This window comes from Azospirillum sp. B2RO_4 (assembly GCF_051124815.1).
Classification (GTDB): Bacteria; Pseudomonadota; Alphaproteobacteria; order Azospirillales; family Azospirillaceae; genus Azospirillum.
Map to the genome: position 1 here is coordinate 772,261 of NZ_CP118485.1, position 21,344 is coordinate 793,604.

General features: G+C 66.3%; 21 protein-coding genes. 11 read left to right on the plus strand and 10 right to left on the minus strand.

Features of this window, described 5'->3' with window-relative positions:
- Positions 1–3: 3 nt before the first annotated feature.
- From PWS46_RS03560 to PWS46_RS03575, 4 genes are all read left to right on the plus strand, one after another.
- On the plus strand, positions 4–348 hold the full coding sequence (locus PWS46_RS03560) for a hypothetical protein (protein WP_434618142.1): 345 nt from the start codon (positions 4–6) through the stop codon (positions 346–348).
- Entirely contained in the window at positions 345–830 is a 486-nt protein-coding gene (locus PWS46_RS03565) for a thioesterase family protein (RefSeq protein WP_434618145.1), read from the plus strand. Before PWS46_RS03560 ends, PWS46_RS03565 begins: the two co-directional genes overlap by 4 nt.
- Before the next feature lie 58 nt (positions 831–888).
- Complete coding sequence (locus tag PWS46_RS03570; RefSeq protein WP_434618148.1) at positions 889–1,413, plus strand: pentapeptide repeat-containing protein; 525 nt, start codon at positions 889–891, stop codon at positions 1,411–1,413.
- Between the two features lie 120 nt (positions 1,414–1,533).
- On the plus strand, positions 1,534–2,562 hold the full coding sequence (locus tag PWS46_RS03575; RefSeq protein ID WP_434618151.1) for a GGDEF domain-containing protein: 1,029 nt from the start codon (positions 1,534–1,536) through the stop codon (positions 2,560–2,562).
- Between the two features lie 21 nt (positions 2,563–2,583).
- Here PWS46_RS03575 and PWS46_RS03580 read toward each other — a convergent pair whose 3' ends face one another.
- From PWS46_RS03580 to PWS46_RS03605, 6 genes are all read right to left on the minus strand, one after another.
- Entirely contained in the window at positions 2,584–3,675 is a 1,092-nt protein-coding gene (locus tag PWS46_RS03580; RefSeq protein ID WP_434618154.1) for an NAD(P)H-dependent flavin oxidoreductase, read from the minus strand.
- A 175-nt stretch (positions 3,676–3,850) separates the two neighbouring features.
- Positions 3,851–5,371 (minus strand): hypothetical protein, encoded by a 1,521-nt coding sequence (locus tag PWS46_RS03585; RefSeq protein ID WP_434618157.1) that lies wholly within the window; start codon positions 5,369–5,371, stop codon positions 3,851–3,853.
- A gap of 11 nt (positions 5,372–5,382) precedes the next feature.
- Positions 5,383–6,123, minus strand: coding sequence for an SDR family oxidoreductase (locus tag PWS46_RS03590; RefSeq protein WP_434618160.1), 741 nt, complete (start codon positions 6,121–6,123; stop codon positions 5,383–5,385).
- Positions 6,120–7,397, minus strand: a complete 1,278-nt coding sequence (locus tag PWS46_RS03595; protein ID WP_434618163.1) for an FAD-binding protein — start codon at positions 7,395–7,397, stop codon at positions 6,120–6,122. The genes PWS46_RS03590 and PWS46_RS03595 overlap by 4 nt, the downstream gene beginning before the upstream one ends.
- Before the next feature lie 41 nt (positions 7,398–7,438).
- On the minus strand, positions 7,439–8,341 hold the full coding sequence (locus PWS46_RS03600) for a UbiA family prenyltransferase (protein ID WP_434618166.1): 903 nt from the start codon (positions 8,339–8,341) through the stop codon (positions 7,439–7,441).
- Positions 8,342–8,385: 44 nt separating this feature from the next.
- Positions 8,386–10,008 carry an ABC-F family ATP-binding cassette domain-containing protein gene (locus PWS46_RS03605; RefSeq protein WP_434618169.1) on the minus strand — a complete coding sequence of 541 codons (1,623 nt, stop codon included), beginning with the start codon at positions 10,006–10,008 and terminating at the stop codon, positions 8,386–8,388.
- Between the two features lie 309 nt (positions 10,009–10,317).
- Between PWS46_RS03605 and PWS46_RS03610 the strand changes: the two genes are divergently transcribed.
- The 3 genes from PWS46_RS03610 to PWS46_RS03620 are packed head-to-tail and all read left to right on the plus strand — an operon-like array spanning position 10,318 to position 12,344.
- Positions 10,318–11,547: an MFS transporter gene (locus PWS46_RS03610; protein WP_434618172.1), complete on the plus strand. Its 1,230-nt coding sequence runs from the start codon at positions 10,318–10,320 to the stop codon at positions 11,545–11,547.
- Positions 11,548–11,604: 57 nt separating this feature from the next.
- Complete coding sequence (locus PWS46_RS03615; RefSeq protein ID WP_434618175.1) at positions 11,605–11,913, plus strand: type II toxin-antitoxin system MqsR family toxin; 309 nt, start codon at positions 11,605–11,607, stop codon at positions 11,911–11,913.
- A gap of 2 nt (positions 11,914–11,915) precedes the next feature.
- Positions 11,916–12,344, plus strand: coding sequence for a type II toxin-antitoxin system MqsA family antitoxin (locus PWS46_RS03620; RefSeq protein ID WP_434618178.1), 429 nt, complete (start codon positions 11,916–11,918; stop codon positions 12,342–12,344).
- Between the two features lie 87 nt (positions 12,345–12,431).
- Here PWS46_RS03620 and cysC read toward each other — a convergent pair whose 3' ends face one another.
- The 3 genes from cysC to PWS46_RS03635 are packed head-to-tail and all read right to left on the minus strand — an operon-like array spanning position 12,432 to position 15,806.
- Positions 12,432–14,300, minus strand: a complete 1,869-nt coding sequence (gene cysC / locus PWS46_RS03625) for an adenylyl-sulfate kinase (protein ID WP_434618181.1) — start codon at positions 14,298–14,300, stop codon at positions 12,432–12,434.
- A gap of 1 nt (position 14,301) precedes the next feature.
- Complete coding sequence (gene cysD, locus PWS46_RS03630) at positions 14,302–15,099, minus strand: sulfate adenylyltransferase subunit CysD (RefSeq protein ID WP_085088709.1); 798 nt, start codon at positions 15,097–15,099, stop codon at positions 14,302–14,304.
- On the minus strand, positions 15,096–15,806 hold the full coding sequence (locus PWS46_RS03635) for a phosphoadenylyl-sulfate reductase (RefSeq protein WP_434618185.1): 711 nt from the start codon (positions 15,804–15,806) through the stop codon (positions 15,096–15,098). The genes cysD and PWS46_RS03635 overlap by 4 nt, the downstream gene beginning before the upstream one ends.
- A 272-nt stretch (positions 15,807–16,078) precedes the next feature.
- Here PWS46_RS03635 and PWS46_RS03640 point away from each other — a divergent pair, with 272 nt between their 5' ends.
- From PWS46_RS03640 to PWS46_RS03655, 4 genes are all read left to right on the plus strand, one after another.
- Positions 16,079–16,636: a precorrin-2 dehydrogenase/sirohydrochlorin ferrochelatase family protein gene (locus PWS46_RS03640; RefSeq protein ID WP_434618188.1), complete on the plus strand. Its 558-nt coding sequence runs from the start codon at positions 16,079–16,081 to the stop codon at positions 16,634–16,636.
- 141 nt (positions 16,637–16,777) lie between these two features.
- Complete coding sequence (locus tag PWS46_RS03645) at positions 16,778–17,080, plus strand: DUF2849 domain-containing protein (RefSeq protein ID WP_434618191.1); 303 nt, start codon at positions 16,778–16,780, stop codon at positions 17,078–17,080.
- Positions 17,081–17,125: 45 nt separating this feature from the next.
- On the plus strand, positions 17,126–18,817 hold the full coding sequence (locus PWS46_RS03650; RefSeq protein ID WP_434618194.1) for a nitrite/sulfite reductase: 1,692 nt from the start codon (positions 17,126–17,128) through the stop codon (positions 18,815–18,817).
- Positions 18,804–19,304, plus strand: coding sequence for a DUF934 domain-containing protein (locus PWS46_RS03655; RefSeq protein WP_434618197.1), 501 nt, complete (start codon positions 18,804–18,806; stop codon positions 19,302–19,304). The genes PWS46_RS03650 and PWS46_RS03655 overlap by 14 nt, the downstream gene beginning before the upstream one ends.
- 67 nt (positions 19,305–19,371) lie before the next feature.
- Here PWS46_RS03655 and PWS46_RS03660 read toward each other — a convergent pair whose 3' ends face one another.
- Positions 19,372–21,192 carry a calcium-binding protein gene (locus PWS46_RS03660; RefSeq protein ID WP_434618200.1) on the minus strand — a complete coding sequence of 607 codons (1,821 nt, stop codon included), beginning with the start codon at positions 21,190–21,192 and terminating at the stop codon, positions 19,372–19,374.
- Positions 21,193–21,344: the final 152 nt, after the last annotated feature.

Consider the following 21,344-nt stretch of genomic DNA (forward strand, 5'->3'; position numbering starts at 1 on the left):
TGCATGAGTGCGGAGATTATTTTGCCGATTCTTGTGGGGATAGCGAAGAAGAAAGGGCGAGATACGTATACGAATGTTTCGGTTAATCTTGGATGGGATATGAGACTTTCTCGAGATAGAAACAAAATAAGCAAAGTGCTTTATGAAATCAGTTGGGAGGAGCACCAGAATGGAAGGCCGCTTTTGTCGGTTGTAGTGGTTCGCGGTCGCAACGGTGTGCCTACCAGCAACCCAGGTAAAGGCTTCTATGTGATGGCGCGCGGGATGGGGTTCGAGTTTCAAGATGACGAACAGTTCTTTCGCGAAGAATTAAAAAGAGTTCACGATTACTGGGCTAAGTTAAAATGACCCCCACCACCCCCCTGACCCTCCATCACGAATCCGTCCGCCCGGAGTGGATCGACTACAACGGGCACATGAACGTCGCCTATTACCTGCTGGCCTTCGACCATGCGACCGACGCCGTGCTCGACCGGTTCGGGATCGGCAAGGCCTATGTGGCGGCGGAGAACCGGTCGGTCTTCGTCGTCGATGCCCACCTGACCTATGCCCGCGAGGTGACGGAGGGGACGCCACTGCGTTTCGAGTCGCTGCTGCTCGGCGCCGATGCCAAGCGGCTGCACCTGTTCCACGAGATGCGGCATGCGGAGGAGGGGTGGCTGGCGGCGACGGCGGAGTTCATGCTGCTGCATGTCGACCTCGGCACCCGCAAGACCGGCCCGTTTCCGCCCGCCGTCGCCGCGGCGCTGACCGAACAGGCGGCGGCCCATGCCGCCCATCCCCGGCCGCCGCAGGCCGGGCGCGCGGTGGCCCGGCTGGATGGGCGATAGACCGGCCGATGGCGTCCGGGTGGTTGAGTTGACGGTTGCCGGCCCCATCTATCGAAGAATGAAGACCGCATCCGTCCAGCCGATCCGCTCGCCCATCCTGCTAGCCGCCGCCGTCGTGCTGGCCGTCCTTTCCGCCGGGCCGGCGCTGGCCGACTGCACGGAGGCGGCACAACCGAAGGTCAATTGGCGCCGCTGTTCCCTGGAGGGGCAGACACTGACCGGTGTCGACCTCAGCGGCGCGATGCTGCGCGATGCGACCTTTCAGCGCGCCACGCTGGGGGAGGCGAAGCTGACCGGTGCCGACGGCTATCGCGCCAAATTCATCAGCGCCACCGCCCCCGGCGCGGTGTTCGACAAGGCGCGGCTGATCGAGGCGGACTTCACCCGTGCCGACCTGACCGGCGCCAGCTTCCGCGAAGCCGACCTGCGTAACGCCAAGATGGTGGGCGCATCGCTGGCGCGGGCCGACCTGACCGGCGCCAGATTGTCCGGCACCGACCTGCGCCATGCCGACCTGTCGGGCGCCCGCTGGACCGACGGCACGCACATCTGCGCGGAAAGCTCGGTCGGTCAGTGCAACTAATCGGACTGGTTGCAACCAGACCGTTTGCAGCATCTCGTCACGCTCTTAAAAACCTTCTTGCCGTAAGGGCATGTGCCGCGTACCGTTCGAAACCGAATGATTTTTGGATGGACGGCGGTCGTGGCAGCTGAGGGGGATTTCGAACGTTCCAGCGGCCTTGCCGCCAAGGCCATGGAGCGGATGCTGTCCGACGGGCTGGCGCCCACCCCGGAAAATTTCACGCTCTGGTACGTCTATTTCAACGGGAACAACCCCGACCTGACCCGCGCCGTCGATCTGGCGCGACGGGACGGGCTGGGCGTTTCGCAAACGCTCTGCGACGAGCTGTACAAGCGTTTCTTCACCACGGATGCCGAAGCGCAGGCGATCCGCGAGACCTCCGACAAGGCGCGCTTCGCGCTGGGCCGCATCCTTGAACAGCTGGGCAATGTCGGTTCGGAGACGGAGCGTTACGGCAACGCCCTGTCCGGTTTCCGGGAGGAGTTGGACCAGCCGCTCAGCCTGCCGGAACTGCGCGCCATGATCGCCGCCATCGCCGCGGAAACCAGGGAGATCGTCGACCGCCAGGCCGCCCTGCAATCCCAGCTTCAGGAATCGAGCCAGCAGCTGGCGGAGATGCGGGTCAGCCTGGACAGCGCCCGGCGCGAGGCGCTGACCGACGGGCTGACCGGCATCGGCAACCGCAAGGCCTTCGACCAGATGCTGCAGGAGGCGATGGAAGCCGCTGTGCGCGACGAGCAGCCGCTGTCCCTGCTGATGGTTGACATCGACCATTTCAAGGCCTTCAACGACACCCACGGCCATCTGGTCGGCGACCATGTGCTGAAGCTGGTCGCCCGCATGCTGACCGAATGCATCAAGGGCCGCGACACCGCAACCCGCTATGGCGGTGAGGAGTTCGCGATCATCCTGCCGCGCACCAGCCTGGAAAACGCCATCAAGCTGGCGGAGCAGGTGCGGACCTTCGTCGGCGGCCGGCAGATCGTGAACAAGGCGCGCAACGCCAATTACGGCACCGTTGCCCTGTCGGTCGGCGTCGCCCAGTTCCGCCCCGGCGAACCGGCGATGACGCTGGTCCGCCGCGCCGATCAGGCTCTCTATGCCGCCAAGCGCGGCGGCCGCAACCGCGTGTCGGTCGAGGCCGTCTGAGCCCTCCCACTCGACAGCCGGTCAGCCGGCCAGCCTCCGCCGCACCTCCTCGGTCCCGCGCAGCAGGTCGGCGACCAGTTCCCCGGCCGGCCGCCGCCGCGCCAGCCGCAGCCCCTGGCCGGCCCACAGCGACAGGAACTCCGCCCGGCCGGCCTTGCCGGCGGCGGTGCGCAGCGGCCGGGTCAGCGTGTTCTGCAAGGGGAAGGGCAGCACCGCCTCGGGCGCGTCCGGGTCCTCCACCGCCTCCATGAAGCGGTTGACGATGCCGCGCGCCGGCCGGCCGGAAAAGGCGCGGGTGATGCGGGTCTGGTCCTCCCGCGCGGCCAGGATGGCGGCCTTGTGCGCCTCCGGAATGCCGGCCTCGTCGGTGGTCAGGAAGACGGTGCCCATCTGCACCGCCGTCGCGCCCAGCGCCAGCGCCGCGGCGATGCCGCGCCCGTCCATGATGCCGCCCGACGCGATCACCGGCACGCCGACCGCATCGGCCACCTGCGGCACCAGCGCCATCGTGCCGACCAGATTGGCCCCCCGATCCGTCCAGGCATCGCCGATGAAGCTGCCGCGATGCCCGCCGGCCTCGCCGCCCTGGGCGATCACCGCATCGACGCCGGCCTGCTCCAGAGCCACCGCCTCCGCCACCGTGGTCGCGGTGCCCAGCACCCTGATGCCGCGTGCCTTCGCCGCGGCGACGCTGTCGGCCGGCGGCAGCCCGAAGGTGACGCTGTAGAAGGTCGCCCCGCTGTCCAGCACCGCCGCCATCTGGCGGTCGAACGCATCGCCGGTGTAAGTGGGTACCTCCGCCTCCGGCAACCCAAGCTCGGCGTGGAAGCCAGCCACACGGGCCATCGCCTCGGCCATCATCGGCGCCGGTCCGGGTGCCGGCGTCGGCGCGAACAGGTTGATGCCGAAGGGCAGGGCGGTGCGGTCGCGGATGTCGCGCGCCCGTTCGGCGATCTGCGCCGGGGTGAGATAGGCGGCGCCGACGAAGCCCAGTCCGCCGGCCTCGTTGACCGCCGCCACCAGCGCCGCCGTATCGCCGCCCCCGGCCATCGGCGCCTGGATCACCGGCGACCGCAGCCCCAGCCGTTCAAGGGAATCCGTGTGAGAGGGCATCTCCGCCTCCGTCGCTTCGACAAGTGACGCGATGCTACGCCCGGGCGTCCTTCACGACCAATGACTTGTTTTGAAGGGGCGTTCACTTGGAGTGAAGGGAGAGCCGGGTCGCATCCTTGCAGGAACGCCGATGAGGCCGCCACCCAACCGGTTCCCGGACAGGCACCAATGGCGCCTATTGCCGTGGCTCCGAACCTGACCCCACCGCATAGATTTTCAGTTCCATGAGATGTTCCGGGATCATGTGCCCGGTCAGCCGTGATTTCACGCCGGCATCGAAATCCCGGCCGAGATGAACGGAAAACGTCGGTGAGTATTCCTGAAGTGCGGACCACGGCCCCCAACTCGGCTTCCGTTCGTTTGCTTTCGGGACATAGACGTTCACCACGGTGCGATAGCGCGTAAGGTCGCGTGAGCACGAGTTGGACAGGCCGGTGCCGATGACGCAGTCTCCCGGACCGGTGAGCGTCTGCCGCAGCAGCCATGTCGAAACGGTCTCGTTCGTCAGCGCGAGCACCGGCGACTCGGACTTCTGGCGGACGACATCGAGCATTTCGGCCAGGGGAAGGACCGTATTCCGTTTGAACGGCCGGTCGTTGAACCGAAGCGAGATGGTTGCACCGACCAGACTGCACAGGGCCAGGGTGGTCAGGGCGATGGCTTGCGTCATCTTTGCGCGGGCCACCAGTTCGGCGACGAAGACGGTCAGCAGCGAGGAGAGAATCGGCGCCAGATACAGGAAGGATCGCGGCTTGCTGAACCCGGCCAGTGTCATCAGCAGGGCAGGGACGCACAACAGGAGGAAAAGATTCAGCGGATTGGTGGGGGACGCGCGGTAGGCCAGAGTCCAGATGGCGGCGCCGGTGATCAGCATGATCGGCACTGTCACCCAAACCTGGGTGATGCCCAGGCTGTTGCCGCCGAAAAAGCCGAGAGCGTTGTTCAGAAGCGCCTTCACCACCCCATAGTCGAATTGTGTCCCGTGCGGCGGATGAAAGCCGGGCAAGGCCAGGGAAACGGCCGTGATCAGTCCGGGTAAAGCGAAGACACCGAACAGCGCCCAGAATGTCAGGTCGAACCTCAGCTTCAGCCGACGTTCGATCAGATAGCGCCAAATGAAGAAACAGGCCGCAAGCAGCAGAGCGAGAAAATTCGTCGACGCCGCCAGCCCGAGGGGAATGGCGCTGGCGGGTGACCGCCGCGCCAGATAGAGCACCAGAAACAGCGCGATCAGCAGGGAGAAAAGCGGGTACCAGCGGATGGCGTCTCCCTGGCTGATGGCCAGCGCATTGAGACCGAACAGCAGGATCGCCGCCAACCGGACGACCGGTTGCACAGGTCCCTGGTGCCGCATTTCCAGGAAGGTGAGTGTCCAGCCATGGATCAGCATCAACGCCCCTGCCATCAGCAGGCAGGACACGGCGCGCATAGCGGTTTCACCGGCACCGATCGCGTGCAGAACCCAAAAAAACAAATAGGAGACGGGAGGGTGGACATCGCCTCCGTGAAGGAAAAAGCCCAGCAACTCGGAAATTGTCCAATTGGAGGTGACGATGCGCAGGGTATAAATTTCATCGTCAAATGGAAATCTGACGATGCGGCCGGACATGATGGCTGCAGCAATGAATAGAAGTCCTGAGCAAAATATATCTGCAGCAATGATGCGGAGCCTGGCGGAAGAGATATTTAACGCCATTCTTATGATTCCTAGGCCGGTATCCGTCGGAACAATGGCTCCGGCAGGCTCCGGATCACCATCATGATCAAACGCCAGATCGGTCGAACATAGACATCCGTCCTGCCGCCGGTCTCGGCACGCAGGATCGCCCGCGCCACCTCGTCGGGGGCGGCGGTCAGAAGCGGCGGCAGTTTCCGTCCCTCGGTCATGCGGGTGCGCACGAAGCCGGGCCGGATGGTGACGACGCGGACGCCATGCTGCGCCATCCGGCCGCGCAGACCGGAAAGATAGGCTGTGAATCCTGCCTTGGCCGAGCCGTAGACATAATTGGCGGCCCGGCCCCGGTCGCCGGCCACCGAACTGATGCCCACCAGCACCCCGGCTCCCCGTGCCGCCATGGCGTCGGCGAAGAGAGCCAGCACCGCCGCCGGGCCGGTGAAATTGCTGCGGATGATGCGCTCGGCCAGGTCCGGTGTCCGCTCCGCCGCCGCCTGATCGCCCAGCAGCCCCACGGCCGAAATGACGATATCGGGCAGGACGGGCAAGCCATCGACGAAGGCGGTGAAGCCTTCGGGTTGGAGGACGTCGAGATGATGCACCTCCACCGGCACACCGAAGCGCAGGCGCAGATCGGCGGCCTCCTCCGCCAGACGGATGGGATTGCGCCCGGCAAGGATCAGGGCATCGCCGCGTGCCCCGTGCCGCCGTGCCGTGGCGCGGGCGATATCCGAGGTGGCGCCGAGGATGAGAACGGTCTTGCGCGGGGTCATAGGCCCAGCCGCCGCGATTGAAGCGATTGGAACCGGCCGGACGTGCCATAGGCGGCCCGGATCTCCAGGAAACGGTCGACAGCGGGATAGCCCCGACGCAGCATACCGGCATCCATACGGGCATCCTTGGCCAGATAAAGCCGGCCGCCATGGCCGTCGACGATGGCGTCGAGGCGGTGCAGAAGGGCAAACACCGGTTCCACCGCCGGAAAATCCAGCGCCAGAGTATAGCCGTCGAGGGGGAAGGACAATAGTCCTCGATCCTGTTCCCCCAACGGCTTGAGCATGGCGAGGAAGGAGGCCAGCCCCGATTTGGCGGTTTCCATCAGCAGGCGGCGCAGTCCGGCGGCCGCGGCGGCGCGCGGCAGCACGCATTGATACTGAAGAAGGCCGCGGCGACCATAGAGCCGATTCCAGGCGGGCACGGCGTCGAGAGGGTAGAAGAAGGCGTCGAGCCCGCTCAGCCGGCGGCCTGGACGGCCCAGACGGTAGTAGGCTTCATTGAAGATGCCGACGCTCGTCCGGTTCAGGAGCCAGGATGGGCAACCGGCGGGAACGGCGGGCAGGCGGCGCACGCTTCGCGCCAGCGGTGCCTGCCGCAACGCGGCGGGAAGATCGTCGCGGGTGGCGTGTTCGCCGGTCATCACCACCGACCGGCCGATCCGGCTCGCGCCGCCGAAGCCGTCGACCCAGGCCACCGAATAGGAGCAGCGATTCAGCCGCTCGAACAGTTCCAGGGTCTCTTCGAGCCCGCCGGTGCGGTAGATGTCCTCGCGAATCCAGGCAGTTTCGATGGGGCGCAGGCGGATGGCGGCCCGCAGGATGACTCCGGTCAGCCCCATGCCGCCGATGGTCGCGGCAAAGAGATCAGGCTCGTGATCCGGGCTGCAGCGGACCACCCGGCCGTCGGCAAGCGCCACGTCGCAAAAGGCGACATGGGCGCCGAATCCGCCGTCGCGATGGTGATTCTTGCCATGCACATCGGCGGCGATGGCGCCGCCGACGGTGACGAAGCGGGTGCCGGGCGTGACCGACGGAAACCAGCCGCGCGGAACGAAGACCCCCAGGATGTCGGCCAGGGTGACGCCGGCCTCGCACAGCAGCAGGCCGGTGGCGGGATCGAAATCGAGAAGGCGGTCCATCGGGCCCATCGACAGCATGCCTGCGGGGTTCAGCGACGCGTCGCCATAGGAACGGCGCGCGCCGCAGGCGATGATGGAACTGCCCGCCGCGATACCCCGCAGCGCCGCCCTCTCATCCCAGGCCGAGACCACGGGGCCGTCGATCCGGGGAAATCCTCCCCAACCCTCCATCTTCACAGGGCCCACCCGAGGACGATGGCGACGGTCAGGGCGCCACAGACGAGGCTGGGGGCGTCGGTGGCGGCGAAGGCCACCGGATCGTCCCGCAATTCGCCACGATGGGCCAGGATCAGGATCCGACAAAGCCAATAGGCCAGGATGAGACCGGTCCCCCACAGCGCTTCGGGAAAGGCGTACAACCTGACCACCGCCGGGCTGTTGATGTAGAGCGCCAGCACCACCAGGGCCGCAGCGCCGAAGGCGGCGGACAGGCAGCCCAGGATCGGGCCGTCCTCCAGACGATAGGGCCGTCCCGACGGATCGCCGAGCCCGGCCCGCACCCGATAGGCGAGATCGGCGCCGCGCTTCATCAAGGCCAGGCACAGGAACAGAAAGACCGAAAACGCCACCAGCCATTCGGAAAGCGGCACGGCGAAGGCGAGGCCGCCGGCGATCACCCGCAACCCGTAAAGACAGGCCAGCAGCGTGACGTCGAGCGCGAGCAACCGCTTGATCGCGAGGGAATAGGCGAGGGATGCAAAAAAATATCCCCCCAGGACGGCGGCGAAAGCCGGAGAAATGTACCATCCCAGACCAAGCGCCGCCCCAAGCAGAAGAGGCGGCAGGATCATGCCATGGCCGATCGACAGTTCCCCGGCGGCGAAGGGGCGCGACCGCTTGACCGGATGCCCGCGGTCGTCGGCGCGGTCGACGATGTCGTTCAGCACATAGCCGGCCGAGGCGCAAAGGCTGAACGCCGCGATGGCGACCAGGGCCGTGGCGAAGGCGGCGGGGGAACCGACGTGCCCCGCCAGCCCGGGCAGCAGGATCAGGAGATTCTTGAGCCAATGATGCGGCCGCAGGACGGCCAGGATAGGCACTGCACGACTTCTATTCATCGCCTTCACGGACCGCATCGGCAGGCGACGGGCGGTGTTCCGCCCCGTCGCGGCGTTGTTCCCTATCCCCGCAAGCCCGGCGCTTCCTGTCCGGTGCGCTCCACATATTCGGTGTAGCCGCCGCCATACTGGTGGATGCCCTCCGGCGTCAGTTCCAGCACGCGGTTGGACAGCGCCGCCAGGAAATGGCGGTCGTGCGACACGAACAGCATGGTGCCCTCATAGGCCGCGAGCGCCTGGATCAGCATCTGCTTGGTGTCGAGGTCCAGGTGGTTGGTCGGCTCGTCCAGCACCAGGAAGTTGGGCGGGTTGAACAGCATGATCGCCATCACCAGCCGGGCCTTCTCGCCGCCCGACAGCACGCGGCACTTCTTCTCCACATCGTCGCCGGAAAAGCCGAAGCAGCCGGCCAGCGCCCGCAGCGATCCCTGGCTGGCCTGGGGGAAATGCGCCTCCAGCGCTTCGAAGATGGTCTGGTCGCCGTCCAGCAGCTCCATGGCGTGCTGTGAGAAATAGCCCATCTTGACGCTGCCGCCGACGGTGACGGTGCCGCTGTCGGGCTCGGCCGCGCCGGCGATCAGCTTCAGCAGGGTCGATTTGCCGGCGCCGTTGACGCCCATGACGCACCAGCGTTCCTTGCGGCGGATGGTCAGGTCCAGCCCCTCGTAGATCGCCCGGCTGCCATAGCCCTTGTGGACGTTCTTCAAAACCGCCACGTCGTCGCCGGAACGCGGGGCCGGCGGGAAGTCGAAGGTCACCACTTGGCGGCGCTTGGGCGGCTCGAAACGTTCGATCTTGTCCAGCTTCTTCACCCGGCTCTGCACCTGGGAGGCGTGCGAGGCGCGGGCTTTGAACCGCTCGATGAACTTCAGCTCCTTCGCCAGCATCGCCTGCTGGCGTTCGAACTGGGCCTCCTGCTGCTTCTCCTTCAGCGCCCGCTGCTTCTCGTAGAAGCCATAGTCGCCGGAATAGCTGGTCAGGGTTCCGCCGTCGATCTCGATGATCTTGGTGACGATGCGGTTCATGAACTCGCGGTCGTGCGAGGTCATCAGCAGGGCGCCCTCATAGCCCTTCAGGAAGCCTTCCAGCCAGATCAGGCTTTCGATGTCCAGATGGTTGCTCGGCTCGTCGAGCAGCATGGCGTCGGGGCGCATCAGCAGGATGCGGGCCAGTGCCACGCGCATCTTCCAGCCGCCCGACAGCCCGCCGACGTCGCCGTCCATCATCTCCTGGCTGAAGCTCAAGCCCGCCAGCACCTCGCGCGCCTTGCCCTCCAGCTCATAGCCGCCCAGTTCGTCGAAACGCGCCTGCACCTCGCCGTAGCGTTCGATGATGGCGTCCATCTCGTCGGCGCGGTCGGGATCGGCCATGGCGGCCTCCAGTTCCGCCAGTTCGGCGGCCACGACGCTGACCGGCCCGGCCCCGTCCATCACCTCGGCAACGGCGGAGCGGCCGGACATCTCGCCAACATCCTGGTTGAAATAGCCGATGCTGACCTGCTTCTCGATCGCCACCTGTCCGCCGTCCGGCTGTTCCTCGCCGGTGATCATGCGGAACAGGGTCGTCTTGCCGGCACCGTTCGGCCCGACCAGCCCGATCTTCTCACCCCGGTTGAGCGCCGCGGAGGCCTCCAGGAACAGGATGCGGTGGCCGTTCTGCTTGCTGACGTTATCGAAGCGGATCATGGGCGGAAGGGGTCCTTAGGGCGTGATGCTTGGGCGCGTGATGGCGGCCCCTTATGCCACAGGATGTGCGTTGCGGCAGAGTCCTGAGTCGACCCACAACCCCTCGGCCTCGCTTGCCAGCGCCGGGGCGCCGGCGACGCGGTCCACCTCCTCCTTCACAGAATCCGGAAAATCCGGCAGTCGAGCATTCATGCCCCCTGATCAACCGATCCATGTGGACATACCGTTTCCGTTCATGCCGCCGCGCCGCTAATGCTGGATCGGCCACCGTGTCGGCAAGGTCCGCCGCCGCATCGCCCGAGGAGTCCCATGTCGCAAGCCGAAGCCACCCCCCGGAGCGAATCTGCGTCCGCGGTCCCCCAGCCGCATGAACTTGGCAACATCGCCCGGCTGGTCATCGCGCAGGCGCTTGCCGGGGCCAATGCGGTGGTCGTCTATGCGACCGGCGCCATCGTCGGCAACACGCTCGCTCCCAACCCGGCGCTGGCGACCCTGCCGATCTCCATCTTCGTGGTCGGCATGGCGGTCTGCACCCTGCCGGCCGGGGCCATCGCCCGCCGCTTCGGCCGGCGGGCCGCCTTCCTGGCGGGGACCGGATGCGGCGTGCTGGTCGGGCTGCTGTCGTCGCTCGCCATCCTATTCGGGTCGTTCTGGCTGTTCTGCGCGGCGATGATTCCCGGCGGCGCCTATGCAGCCGTGGTGCTGTCCTTCCGCTTTGCCGCCGCCGACTGCACCTCGGCGGAGCGCCGACCGCGCGCCATGTCGGCGGTGATGGCGGGTGGCGTGGTCGCCGGGGTGGTCGGGCCGCAGCTGGTCACCCACACCATGACCCTGTGGCCGCCCCACCTGTTCGCCGCGACCTATGTGGCGCAGGCCGCCGTCGCCGCGTTGTCGGCCCTGGTGCTGCTCGGTGTCCGGCTGCCGAAGCCGACCGCGGCGGAGGTCGCCGGCGGGCGGCCGCTGGGCGCCATCCTGCGCCAGCCCCGCTTCATCACCGCGGTGATCTGCGGGGTGGTGTCCTACCTGCTGATGAACTTCCTGATGACCGCCGCCCCGCTGGCGATGCGGCTGTGCGGCCTGCCGCAGGAGTCGGCCAACCTCGGCCTGCAATGGCACGTCATCGCCATGTACGCCCCCAGCTTCTTCACCGGGCGGCTGATCGGCCGCTTCGGCTCCCCGCGGATGGTCGCCGCCGGTCTGACGCTGATCGCCGCGGCCTCGGCGGTCGGGCTGGCCGGGCAGGACGTCGCCCATTTCTGGTTCAGCCTGATCCTGCTGGGGGTGGGGTGGAACTTCGGCTTCCTCGGCGCATCCGCCCTGGTGCTGGACTGCCACCGGCCGGAGGAGAAGACGCGGGTTCAGTCGGTGAACGATTTCCTCGTCTTCGGCACGATGGCCTTCGGCTCCTTCGCCTCCGGCAGCCTGCTGACCAGCTACGGCTGGGACACCGTCCTGCGCATCTCCTTCGTGCCGCTGGCGCTGGCGACTGCGGCGCTGGTGGCGACGGCGATGTATCGCGGTGATCGGAAGGCGGCCTAACTTTCGCCGTCACCGACCGATCTTGTCATGCCACCTTAGTGGTGGCACTTTGACGGTATGGAAAAGCGCCGTCCGACATACGATCTGCAAGCCTTCAAGGCCGCGATGACCGCGCCCAGTGGTCTGGCGATCACAAAGACCGCATTGCTCGACGCGGCGGCGCTCGGCTTTACGCGGTCGGACATCGTCGCGACGATTGCAGACATGGACTCCACGCATTTCGTGAAATCCATGACATCCCACAACGACCACAGAGAATGGCAGGACGTTTATGTCGTTCCGGCGAAGGGGATGATGATCTACACCAAATTCCGCGGCGATACCCTCACGGCCTTCCGTGTCCTGTCCTTCAAAGAGCGAGGCTGATCATGGAGAAGCGTCCCGAAACGATGATCTCTGAGCGCGGACGGGAGCTTCGTCGCGGCGTACGTCCGCTCACCGTCACCTACAAGGGCGTTTCGAAGACTGTCGAGATGCCCGGCTGGTATCCGGACGACCCGCATGACGACGAGGACGCGGTGTTCACCGGCTCCGATCTCGACGTGTCGGATGCGGCACTGCGCGAATTGAAGGAACAGGTCGACCGCATCCCCCGGCCGGAGACCGTGCGGCGCATCCGGGAAAAACTCGGGCTCTCTCAACGCAAAGCGAGCGCGCTTCTCGGTGGCGGACCGAACGCTTTCCAGAAATACGAAAGTGCGGAAGCGGAGCCGAGCCAAGCCATGGGAATCCTGCTGTTCCTGCTGGACCGCCATCCCGAACTGGTCGAGGAAGTCCGGCTTCCCCTGGCGTCTTGACAGCATTCCCTGAAAACGACTTCGGGCGCGGTCTTTCCCCCGCGCCCGATGCTTCACCCTACAAAGCCGACCCTCAGATCACGCCCATCAAATCACATAGGTCAGCTCTTTCTCCGACTTCAGGCTGTTCTTGCCCAAGGCCTCGTCGACGTAATCCAGCAACTGCGCCAGCGCCTCGCTGCGGCTCAGCGCGTCGGTGTCGATCACCAGTTCGGGCTGGTCCGGCGCCTCGTAGGGAGCCGAGATGCCGGTGAACTCGGCGATCTCGCCGGCCCGCGCCTTCCGGTACAGGCCCTTGGGGTCGCGCTCCTCGCAGGTGGCGAGGTCGGCCGCCACATACACCTCGTGGAAGCGTTCGCTGCCGATCACCCGTGCCCGCGCCCGGTCGGACTTCAGCGGCGAGATCAGCGAGGCGATCACCACCATGCCGGCATCGGCGAACAGCTTCGCCGTCTCGGCCACCCGGCGGATGTTCTCCGCCCGGTCGTCGGCGGAGAAGCCCAGCCCGGCGTTCAGGCCATTGCGGACATTGTCGCCGTCCAGCACGAAGGTCTGCCAGCCGCGGTCGAACAGCGCGCGTTCCAGCGCCATCGCCAGCGTCGACTTGCCGGCGCCCGACAGGCCGGTCAGCCAGACGATGCCGCCCTTGTGGCCGTTGGCCTGGGACCGCTCCTCCAGCGAGACGGTGTGCGACACCTCGGTGATGTTGGCCGCCGCAGCGTCCTCAATCTCCACCACCAGGCAGCCGCCGACCACGTCGTTGCCGTCGATCAGCGCGCCGCGGCCGGTGCGCGGCAGCTCCGACGCCAGATCCAGCGCGATGGGCGAGCGGGAGCGCAGGACGACCTCGGCCACCTCGTTGCGGCGGACCGCCTTGCCGGGGGTGCTGGACAGATCCTCCACGTCGATGACCGCCGTCACCTGCTCCACCGTCACCCGGTGTTCGCCGGTGGCGATCTTCAGCGTGTAGGTCTTGCCGACCACCAGCGGGTCCGACACCAGCCAGAACAGCCGCACGCTCAACCGGTGGGCCAGCGTCGGGGCGTCGGCCTGATGGTGGGCGATGTGCCCGCGCTCGGCGAAGATGCGCTTGTCCAGCGTGATGCCGATGCTCTGCCCGGCCTGGGCCGACAGCACCGTCTCCGGATGGTTCCACGCCTCGATGCTGACCACCTTGGCGCTGGCGCCGGTCGGCGAGAAATGCAGGGTGTCGCCGACGCGCAGCCGCCCGCTTTCGATGCGGCCGGCCAGGATGCGGCGGTCGTCCGGCTTGTAGACGTCCTGCAGCGGGAACCGCAGCGGCTGGTCGGGCGAGGTCTGCTGCGGCCGGAAGGCGTCGAGCTGCTCGATCACCGTCGGCCCGAGATACCAGTCCGACTGCTCGCTGCGCGTGACGATATTGTCGCCGTTGCGGGCGGACACCGGGATCACCGCCTTCGGCTGCAGCCCCAGCTCGGCCAAATAGTCCTTGATCTCCTGCGCCACCACCTCATAGCGGCGGCTGGAGAACTCGACCTTGTCCATCTTGTTGACGACGACCGCGACCTGACGCACGCCCAGCAGGTGCAGCAGGAAGGCGTGGCGGCGCGACTGTTCCAGCGCGCCCTCGTCGGCGTCGATCACCAGCAGCGCGGCGTCGGCCTGGGACGCGCCGGTCACCATGTTCTTCAGGAACTCGGTATGGCCCGGCGCGTCGATGATGACGTAGGGGCGCTGCTTCGTCTTGAAGTGGATCTGCGTGGTGTCGATGGTGATGCCCTGGTCGCGCTCGGCCTGGAGCGCGTCCATGACGAAGGCCCATTCGAACGGCATGCCGCGCTTGCGGCTCATCTCGCGGACCTGCTCCACCTTGCCGTCGGGCAGGCTGCCGGTGTCGTTCAGCAGGCGGCCGATCAGCGTGGACTTGCCATGGTCGACATGGCCGACGATGACGATGCGGAGTTGAGAATGCGGCATCTTACATGTACCCCACGCTGCGCAGGCGTTCGAAGCTGTCTTCGGATTCGTTGTCCATCGCGCGGCCGGCGCGTTCCGGCACGCGGGTCACCTGAAGCTCGGCGATGATCTCGTCGATGGTCGAGGCGTTGCTGTCGACCGGGAAGGTGATGTTCTTCTCGCCCAGCGAGCGATAGCGCTTGCCGTCCTTGGCGAAGTACAGCGGGACGATGGGAATCCCCTCGCGCTGCGAATAGCGCCAGATGTCCAGCTCGGTCCAGGCCAGCAGCGGGTGGATGCGGACATGGACGCCTTCCGGGAAGCGCGTCTTGTAATGGTCCCAGAACTCCGCCGGCTGGTCCTTCACGTCCCAGTCGCCCTCCAGCGAGCGCGGGGAGAACACGCGCTCCTTGGCGCGGGTCGCCTGCTCGTCGCGGCGGATGCCGACCATGACGCCCTGATAGGCATGGTCGCGCAGCAGGTTCTTCAGCCCTTCCGTCTTGCGCGCGGCGGCGCGGGTCAGCGGCGGCAGGGTCTGGTCCATCTCCTCCTCGGGCGGGCACTGCTCCACCTTCAGGTCGAGGTCCCATTCCTTGGTGATGCGGTCGCGGAACTCATAGACCTCCGGCAGCTCCATGGCGGTGTCGAGCTGCACGACGGGGAAGGGGATGCGGCCGAAGAACGCCTTGCGGCAGAGCCAGAGCAGCGCGTTGCTGTCCTTGCCGATCGACCAGAGCATCGCCAGCTTGTCGATGCGGTTGTAGGCCTCGCGCAGAATATAGATGCTCTGGTTTTCGAGCTGGTCGAGATCGGCGCTCATCGGGCGATTCCAATCATGGTGGTGTGTATGCCGCATTCGGTCTTGGCGCTGCCGGCCCAACGGCCGGAACGCGGGTCGGCACCGGGCGCCACGCGCTCGGTGCAGGTGTAACAGCCGATCGACAGGAACCCGTCGGCCTCCAGCGGGTGGCGCGGCAGGTCGCGCCGGGTGAACTCTTCCTCCAGCCGGTCCTTGTCCCAGTTGGCCAGCGGGTTGACCTTCACGCGGCCATTCTCGGCCTCGAACAGGGGTAGGGCGGCGCGGGTCGCCGACTGGAACCGCTTGCGGCCCGTGACCCAGGCCTCCAGCCCGGCGGTGGCCAGCGCGCGCTCCAGCGGCACCGTCTTGCGCAGGTGGCAGCAGGCATCGTAATCGCGGTTGAACAGCAGGCCATCCTTGTCGCCGGCGGCGAGGTCGTCGGCGGTCGGCCCGATCTCGCGCACGTCACGAAGGCCCAGCCGCTCCACCAGCTGGTCGCGATAGCGCAGCGTCTCGCCGAACAGCTTGCCGGTATTCACAAACAGGACCGGGAAATCCGGCGTCGCCTCGGCCGCCAGCGCCAGCAGCACCGCGGATTCGGCGCCGAAGGACGACAGCAGCGCGATCCGCCCGCCGAACAGCTCATGCATGGCGGCCAGCAGCGGCGCGCCTTCCAGCGTGCCGTGGCTGTCGGTCAGATGCTTCACCCGTGTTTCCGCGTCCATCATCGGCTGCCTTTCGCGGTGGCCCATTTAGTCTACTTAACAAGTAGGCAATGCGTTTGTGTTTGCACATTAACACCAGCGGAAAACCCGTGCAACGTAAATACATTCTCTACTTGTTTAATAGGCTTGTGCTTTGCTGCAAACGCTTGTGTGAAATATGTTGATTGTCGTGTGGCGGCCGGGCTAAATACCGCCATGCACAGCATCACCCATATAAGCGGCGCGATCCGCCGCTCCGTTCCGTCACACCCGGCATCGGCATTGGGGATGCGGCCATGATTCCGCTGGCGCTCGACCCGGCGCAGGTGGTGATCGCGCTGGCCGGCAGCGGCCCGCTCGCGGTGCGCCGCCTGACCCAGCTGCGCGAGGGCGGGGCCGACCCGCAGGTGTTTTCACCGGAGCCGGATGGGGAATTGGCCGCGCTGGCCGGCGACCGTCTGGTGCGGGCTCTGCCCGAAGCCGCCGATTTGGACAAGGTCGGCGTGCTGTATGTCATGGGGCTGGGGACGGACACCGAGACGGCGCTGGCGGAGCTGGCGCGGCAGCGCCGCGTGCTGGTGAATGTCGAGGACGTCATCCCCTTGTGTGATTTCCACTCGCCCTCCGTGGTGCGGCGTGGCGATCTGGTGATGACCATCTCCACCGGCGGCCGCAGCCCGACCCTCGCCAGCCTGCTGCGCCAGCGGCTGGAGGCGCTGTTTCCGGAGGACTGGGCGGAGCGTCTGCGCACCATCGCCGACTTCCGCAACCGCCGCCGGGCGGAGGGGGCGTCGATGTCCGATGTCGCCCGCGAGACGCGCGAGCTGATCGACCGGGAGGGTTGGCTGCCTTGAACACAACCAGGAACGGCACGCCGGCCGTCCCGCCGAATTCACTGCCGGACCATCGTCGGTTCGGGTAAGACACCACCGCTTTAGAGAACGACCAGCCAGGAGAGCCAGATGTCGGCCAAGGATCGATCGAAGGAAGGGTCGATGAAAGCCATCACCGCCAACCGCCTGCGCGACGGGGAAGTCGTGTTCCTGGGCGAGGGCGGCCGGTGGGTCGAATCCTTCGCCGAGGCCGCGATGTTCCCGCGCGCCGAGGCCGACGCCGTGCTGGCCCCCGCCAAGGAAAAGGCGGAGCGCGAGCAGTTCGCCGTCGACATCTACACCTTCGAGGTGGTGGAACAGGACGGCATCCAGGTCCCGGCGACGATGCGCGAGCGCATCCGCACCGCCGGCCCGACCGTCCGCCTGGATCTCGGCAAGCAATCTCTCGGCAAGCAGGCCGCCTGAATCATTGATCGCTGGCCGTTCCGGCGGCCCTGAGGGTTTATCGACATGAACCACATCGCGCCCGGCGCCCGTGCCGGCATCTATCATTACGACGAGATCGACCGGCAGTTCGTCGCCGAGCGCGTCGAGCAGTTCCGCAAACAGGTCGACCGCCGCCTGTCGGGCGAGCTGACGGAGGAGGAGTTCAAGCCGATCCGGCTGATGAACGGCCTCTATCTCCAGCTTCACGCCTACATGCTGCGCATCGCCGTGCCCTATGGCGTGATGTCCGCCACCCAGCTGCGCAAGCTGTCGGCCATCGGGCGCAAGTACGACCGCGGCTACGGCCATTTCACCACCCGCCAGAACCTGCAATACAACTGGATCAAGCTGGAGGACACCCCAGCGATCCTGCATGAGCTGGCCGAGGTGGACATGCACGCGCTGCAGACCAGCGGCAACTGCGTGCGCAACGTCACCACCGACCCCTTCGTCGGTGCCGCCAAGGATGAGGTTGTGGACGGCCGCGTCTATGCCGAGATCCTGCGGCAGTGGACGACGATGCACCCCGAGTTCACCTATCTGCCGCGCAAGTTCAAGATCGCCATCTCCGGCGCCGAGAGCGACCGCGCGGCGGTGCGCATCCACGACGTCGGCCTGCTGGCGCGCCGCAACGACAAGGGCGAGCCGGGCTTCTCCTTCTATGTCGGCGGCGGTCTCGGCCGCTCGCCCTTCGTCGGCAAGCTGGTGCGCGAGTGGGTGGCCCAGGAGGATTTCGTCGCCTACCTGGAAGCCATCCTGCGCGTCTACAACCAGTACGGCCGCCGCGACAACATCTATAAGGCCCGCATCAAGATCCTGGTCCACGAGCTGGGGCTGGAGAAGTTCACCCAGGAGGTCGAGGAGGAGTTCGCGCGGCTGCGCGGCCCCAAATACCGCCTGGACCCGGAGATCGTCGAGGGTGTCCGCCAGCATTTCGCCCCGCCGCCCTTCGAGGAGCTGCCCGACCATTCCGAGACGCTGGAGCGCGCCAAGGCGTCCGACCCGGCCTTCGCCAACTGGCTGGCGGTCAATGTCGCCGAGCACAAGGCGCCGGGCTATGCCATCGCCACCGTCTCGCTGAAGCCGGCCGGCGGCATTCCGGGCGACGCCACCTGCGACCAGATGGACCTCGTCGCCGATCTGGCCGAGCGTCACAGCTTCGGCGAGTTGCGCGTCACCCATGTCCAGAACCTCGTCCTCGCCCATGTGAAGAAGGATGAGCTGTACGATCTGTGGAAGCGGCTGGACGCCGCCGGTCTCGGCAGCGCCAATGCCGGGCTGATCGGCGACATCATCGCCTGCCCGGGGCTGGATTACTGCGCGCTGGCCAATGCCCGCTCGATCCCGCTGGCCCAGGCCATCTCGGCCCGCTTCGCCGATCCGCTCCGCCAGCGCACCATCGGCGAGCTGGGCATCAAGATCAGCGGCTGCATCAACGCCTGCGGCCATCACCATGTCGGCGCCATCGGCATTCTCGGCGTCGACAAGAAGGGCACCGAGTATTACCAGATCACCGTTGGCGGCGACCCGACGCTGACCACGGCGATCGGCGACATCCTCGGCCCGGCGGTGACCGAGACCGAGGCGGTGGACGCCATCGAGGCCATTGTCGACGTCTATCTCGCCAACCGGTCGGATGAGAGCGAGCGCTTCATCGACACGCTCAAGCGCGTTGGCCATGCCCCGTTCAAGGAGAGAATCTATGCCGCTGATTGAGAATGGGCGCATCGGCGAGGATGCCTGGAGCTTCATCCCCGACGGCGAGCCGGTCCCCAACGACCGTCCGGTCATCATCAGCTTCGAGCGCTGGCAGGCGGAACGTGACAGCTTTGAGGGCCGCAACGCCCGGCTGGGCGTGCGGCTGAAGAGCGGCACGCTGGCGGGCGCCATCGCCGCCGATCTCGACCGCTTCTCGCTGGTGGCGGTGGAGTTCCCGAAGTTCCGCGACGGCCGCGGCTTCTCCACCGCGCGCGAGCTGCGGGAGCGCTATGGCTACACCGGCGAGATCCGCGCGGTCGGCCATGTCATCCCCGACCAGTATCTCTATCTGGTCCGCACCGGCTTCAGCTCGGTGGAGGCGCCGGAAGGCACCAATCCGGACAGCTGGGCCAACGCGCTGACCGAGGTCACCATCGCCTTCCAGCCCAGCCTGGACGACACGGCGCCGCTGTCGCTGCTGCGCCGCAAGCTGAAGGTGGGGTAGGGCGGGTAATCCGCTCCGGACGAATGGGAAGGGCGCCGTCTCCACCGGGACGGCGCCCTTCCTGCATTCAGAGGGTGGTGAACCAGGAACTCGACACGTCCTGGGCCATCACGCCGGAGAGGGTGATCGTCGACGCGCCGCCAAAGCCGGAAATGTCGAGAACGGCCTCGCCCTGGGCGTTGGCGCTCACCGTGTAGCTCTGGAACCAGAGCAGTCCGATCCGGTCGCCTTCGGCCGCATTGAAGTCGCTCACGATGTCGTTGCCGTTGTTGACGCTGTTGCTGTTGAAGTCGATCGAGAAATCGAACAGGTCTGCCCCGGCACCGCCTTGCAGCAGATCGTCGCCACCGCCGCCTCTCAGCGTATCGTCGCCATTCCCGCCGGACAGCGCGTCATTGCCCGAACTTCCGGTCAGCCGATCGTTGCCGTCCTCGCCGGTCATCGTCACGCCGTAATAGGAGTCGGTCGCCGTTACGGTGTCGTCGCCGGCGCCGCCGATGAAATGCTCGATGGAGGAGGAGATGTTCAGGGTGACGCCGCCGCCGTAGCCGGCCTCGACCGTATCGTCGCCGGCGCCGCCGTCCAGAAAGGCCACCGTCGGGGCATCGACATAGATGTGATCGTTGCCGTCCTCGCCGAACAGCACATCGATGCCGCTCCCGCCGATCAGAATATCGTCACCCTCACCGCCGAACAGCGTGTCGTCACCGTCCCCACCGATCAGAATGTCATTGCCCCCACGGCTGAACAGTCTGTCGTTGCCCTCGCCGCCACGGAACGTGTCGTTGAGGTCGCTGCCACTCAGCATGTCGTCGCCGGCTCCGCCGTCGACCTCGACTGCGGCGTCATGGGCGATCAGATTGTCGTTTCCGCCGCCGCTGTAGAATCGCTCGATGCCGGTATAGCCGAAGTCGAAGGTCAGGTCCTGCCCGCCTGTGACATGGACGGTGTCGAAGCCGGCTCCACCCTCCACCCGGTCCCCGGCGTCGATGTAGAAGACATCGTCGCCATCGCCGCCGATGAGGGAATCGTTGCCCGCTCCCCCGTCGATCACGAGGCCGACGGTCGAGCCGGTACCGACCAGCGTGTCGTTTCCGGAACCGCCATAAACCTGTTCGATGCCGCTGGCCGCAAGATCGAGTTGGACGCCGAAGTCGTACCGGACGATGGCCGTATCGACGCCGGCCCCGCCCTCGATGGTCTCGGTTGTATCGTCGATGTAGAAGAGATCGTCGCCGTCGCCGCCGACCAGCGTGTCGAAGCCGCCTCCGCCGATCAGGGTATCGTTGCCGGCTCCTCCGACGATCAGGTTGCTCAGATCGTTTCCGGTGCCTTCGAAGTCACCGGTTCCGATGAAGGTCAGCCGGTCCAGATTGTCGCCGAGCGTCAGCGCGTTCAGCGTGGTGCGGACCTCGTCGAAGCCTTCGAAAAACTGCTCCTGGACGACGTCCCCCGTGCTGTCGACGATGTAGACGTCGTCGCCCCGGCCGCCGATCAGAAGGTCGTCTCCGGTGCCGCCGTCGAGAAGGTCGTTGCCGGCATCGCCGCTCAGCGTGTCGGAACCGGCGCCGCCGCTCAGCGTGTCGTTGCTCCACCAACCGGTGATGACGTTGTCCAGCGCATTGCCGGTGCCCTGGAAGGTGCTGTACCCGGTATAGGTCAGCGTCTCCAGATTGTCGCCGAGGGTGAAGACGCCCAGCGACGTCCGGACCTCGTCGGTGCCTTCGCCGGCCTGTTCCTGGATGACGTTGCCCGTACTGTCCACGATGTAGACGTCGTTGCCCAGGCCGCCGACCAGAAGATCGCTGCCGCCGCCACCGTTCAGCGTGTCGTCGTCATCACCGCCGATGAGCGTGTCGTTGCCGCTTCCACCAAACAGATATCCCATATGCATATCCCCCCAATTGCAATACCCCGCGCTCAAAAAAATTGCGCAGATGGGAAATTAAGCAATTAACAGGATGTATGAACTGTTAATATCCACCGCAGGGTGCGGTAACAAGCCGCAACCGGTGGTTTGCGGAAATTGCGGGTCGGGCA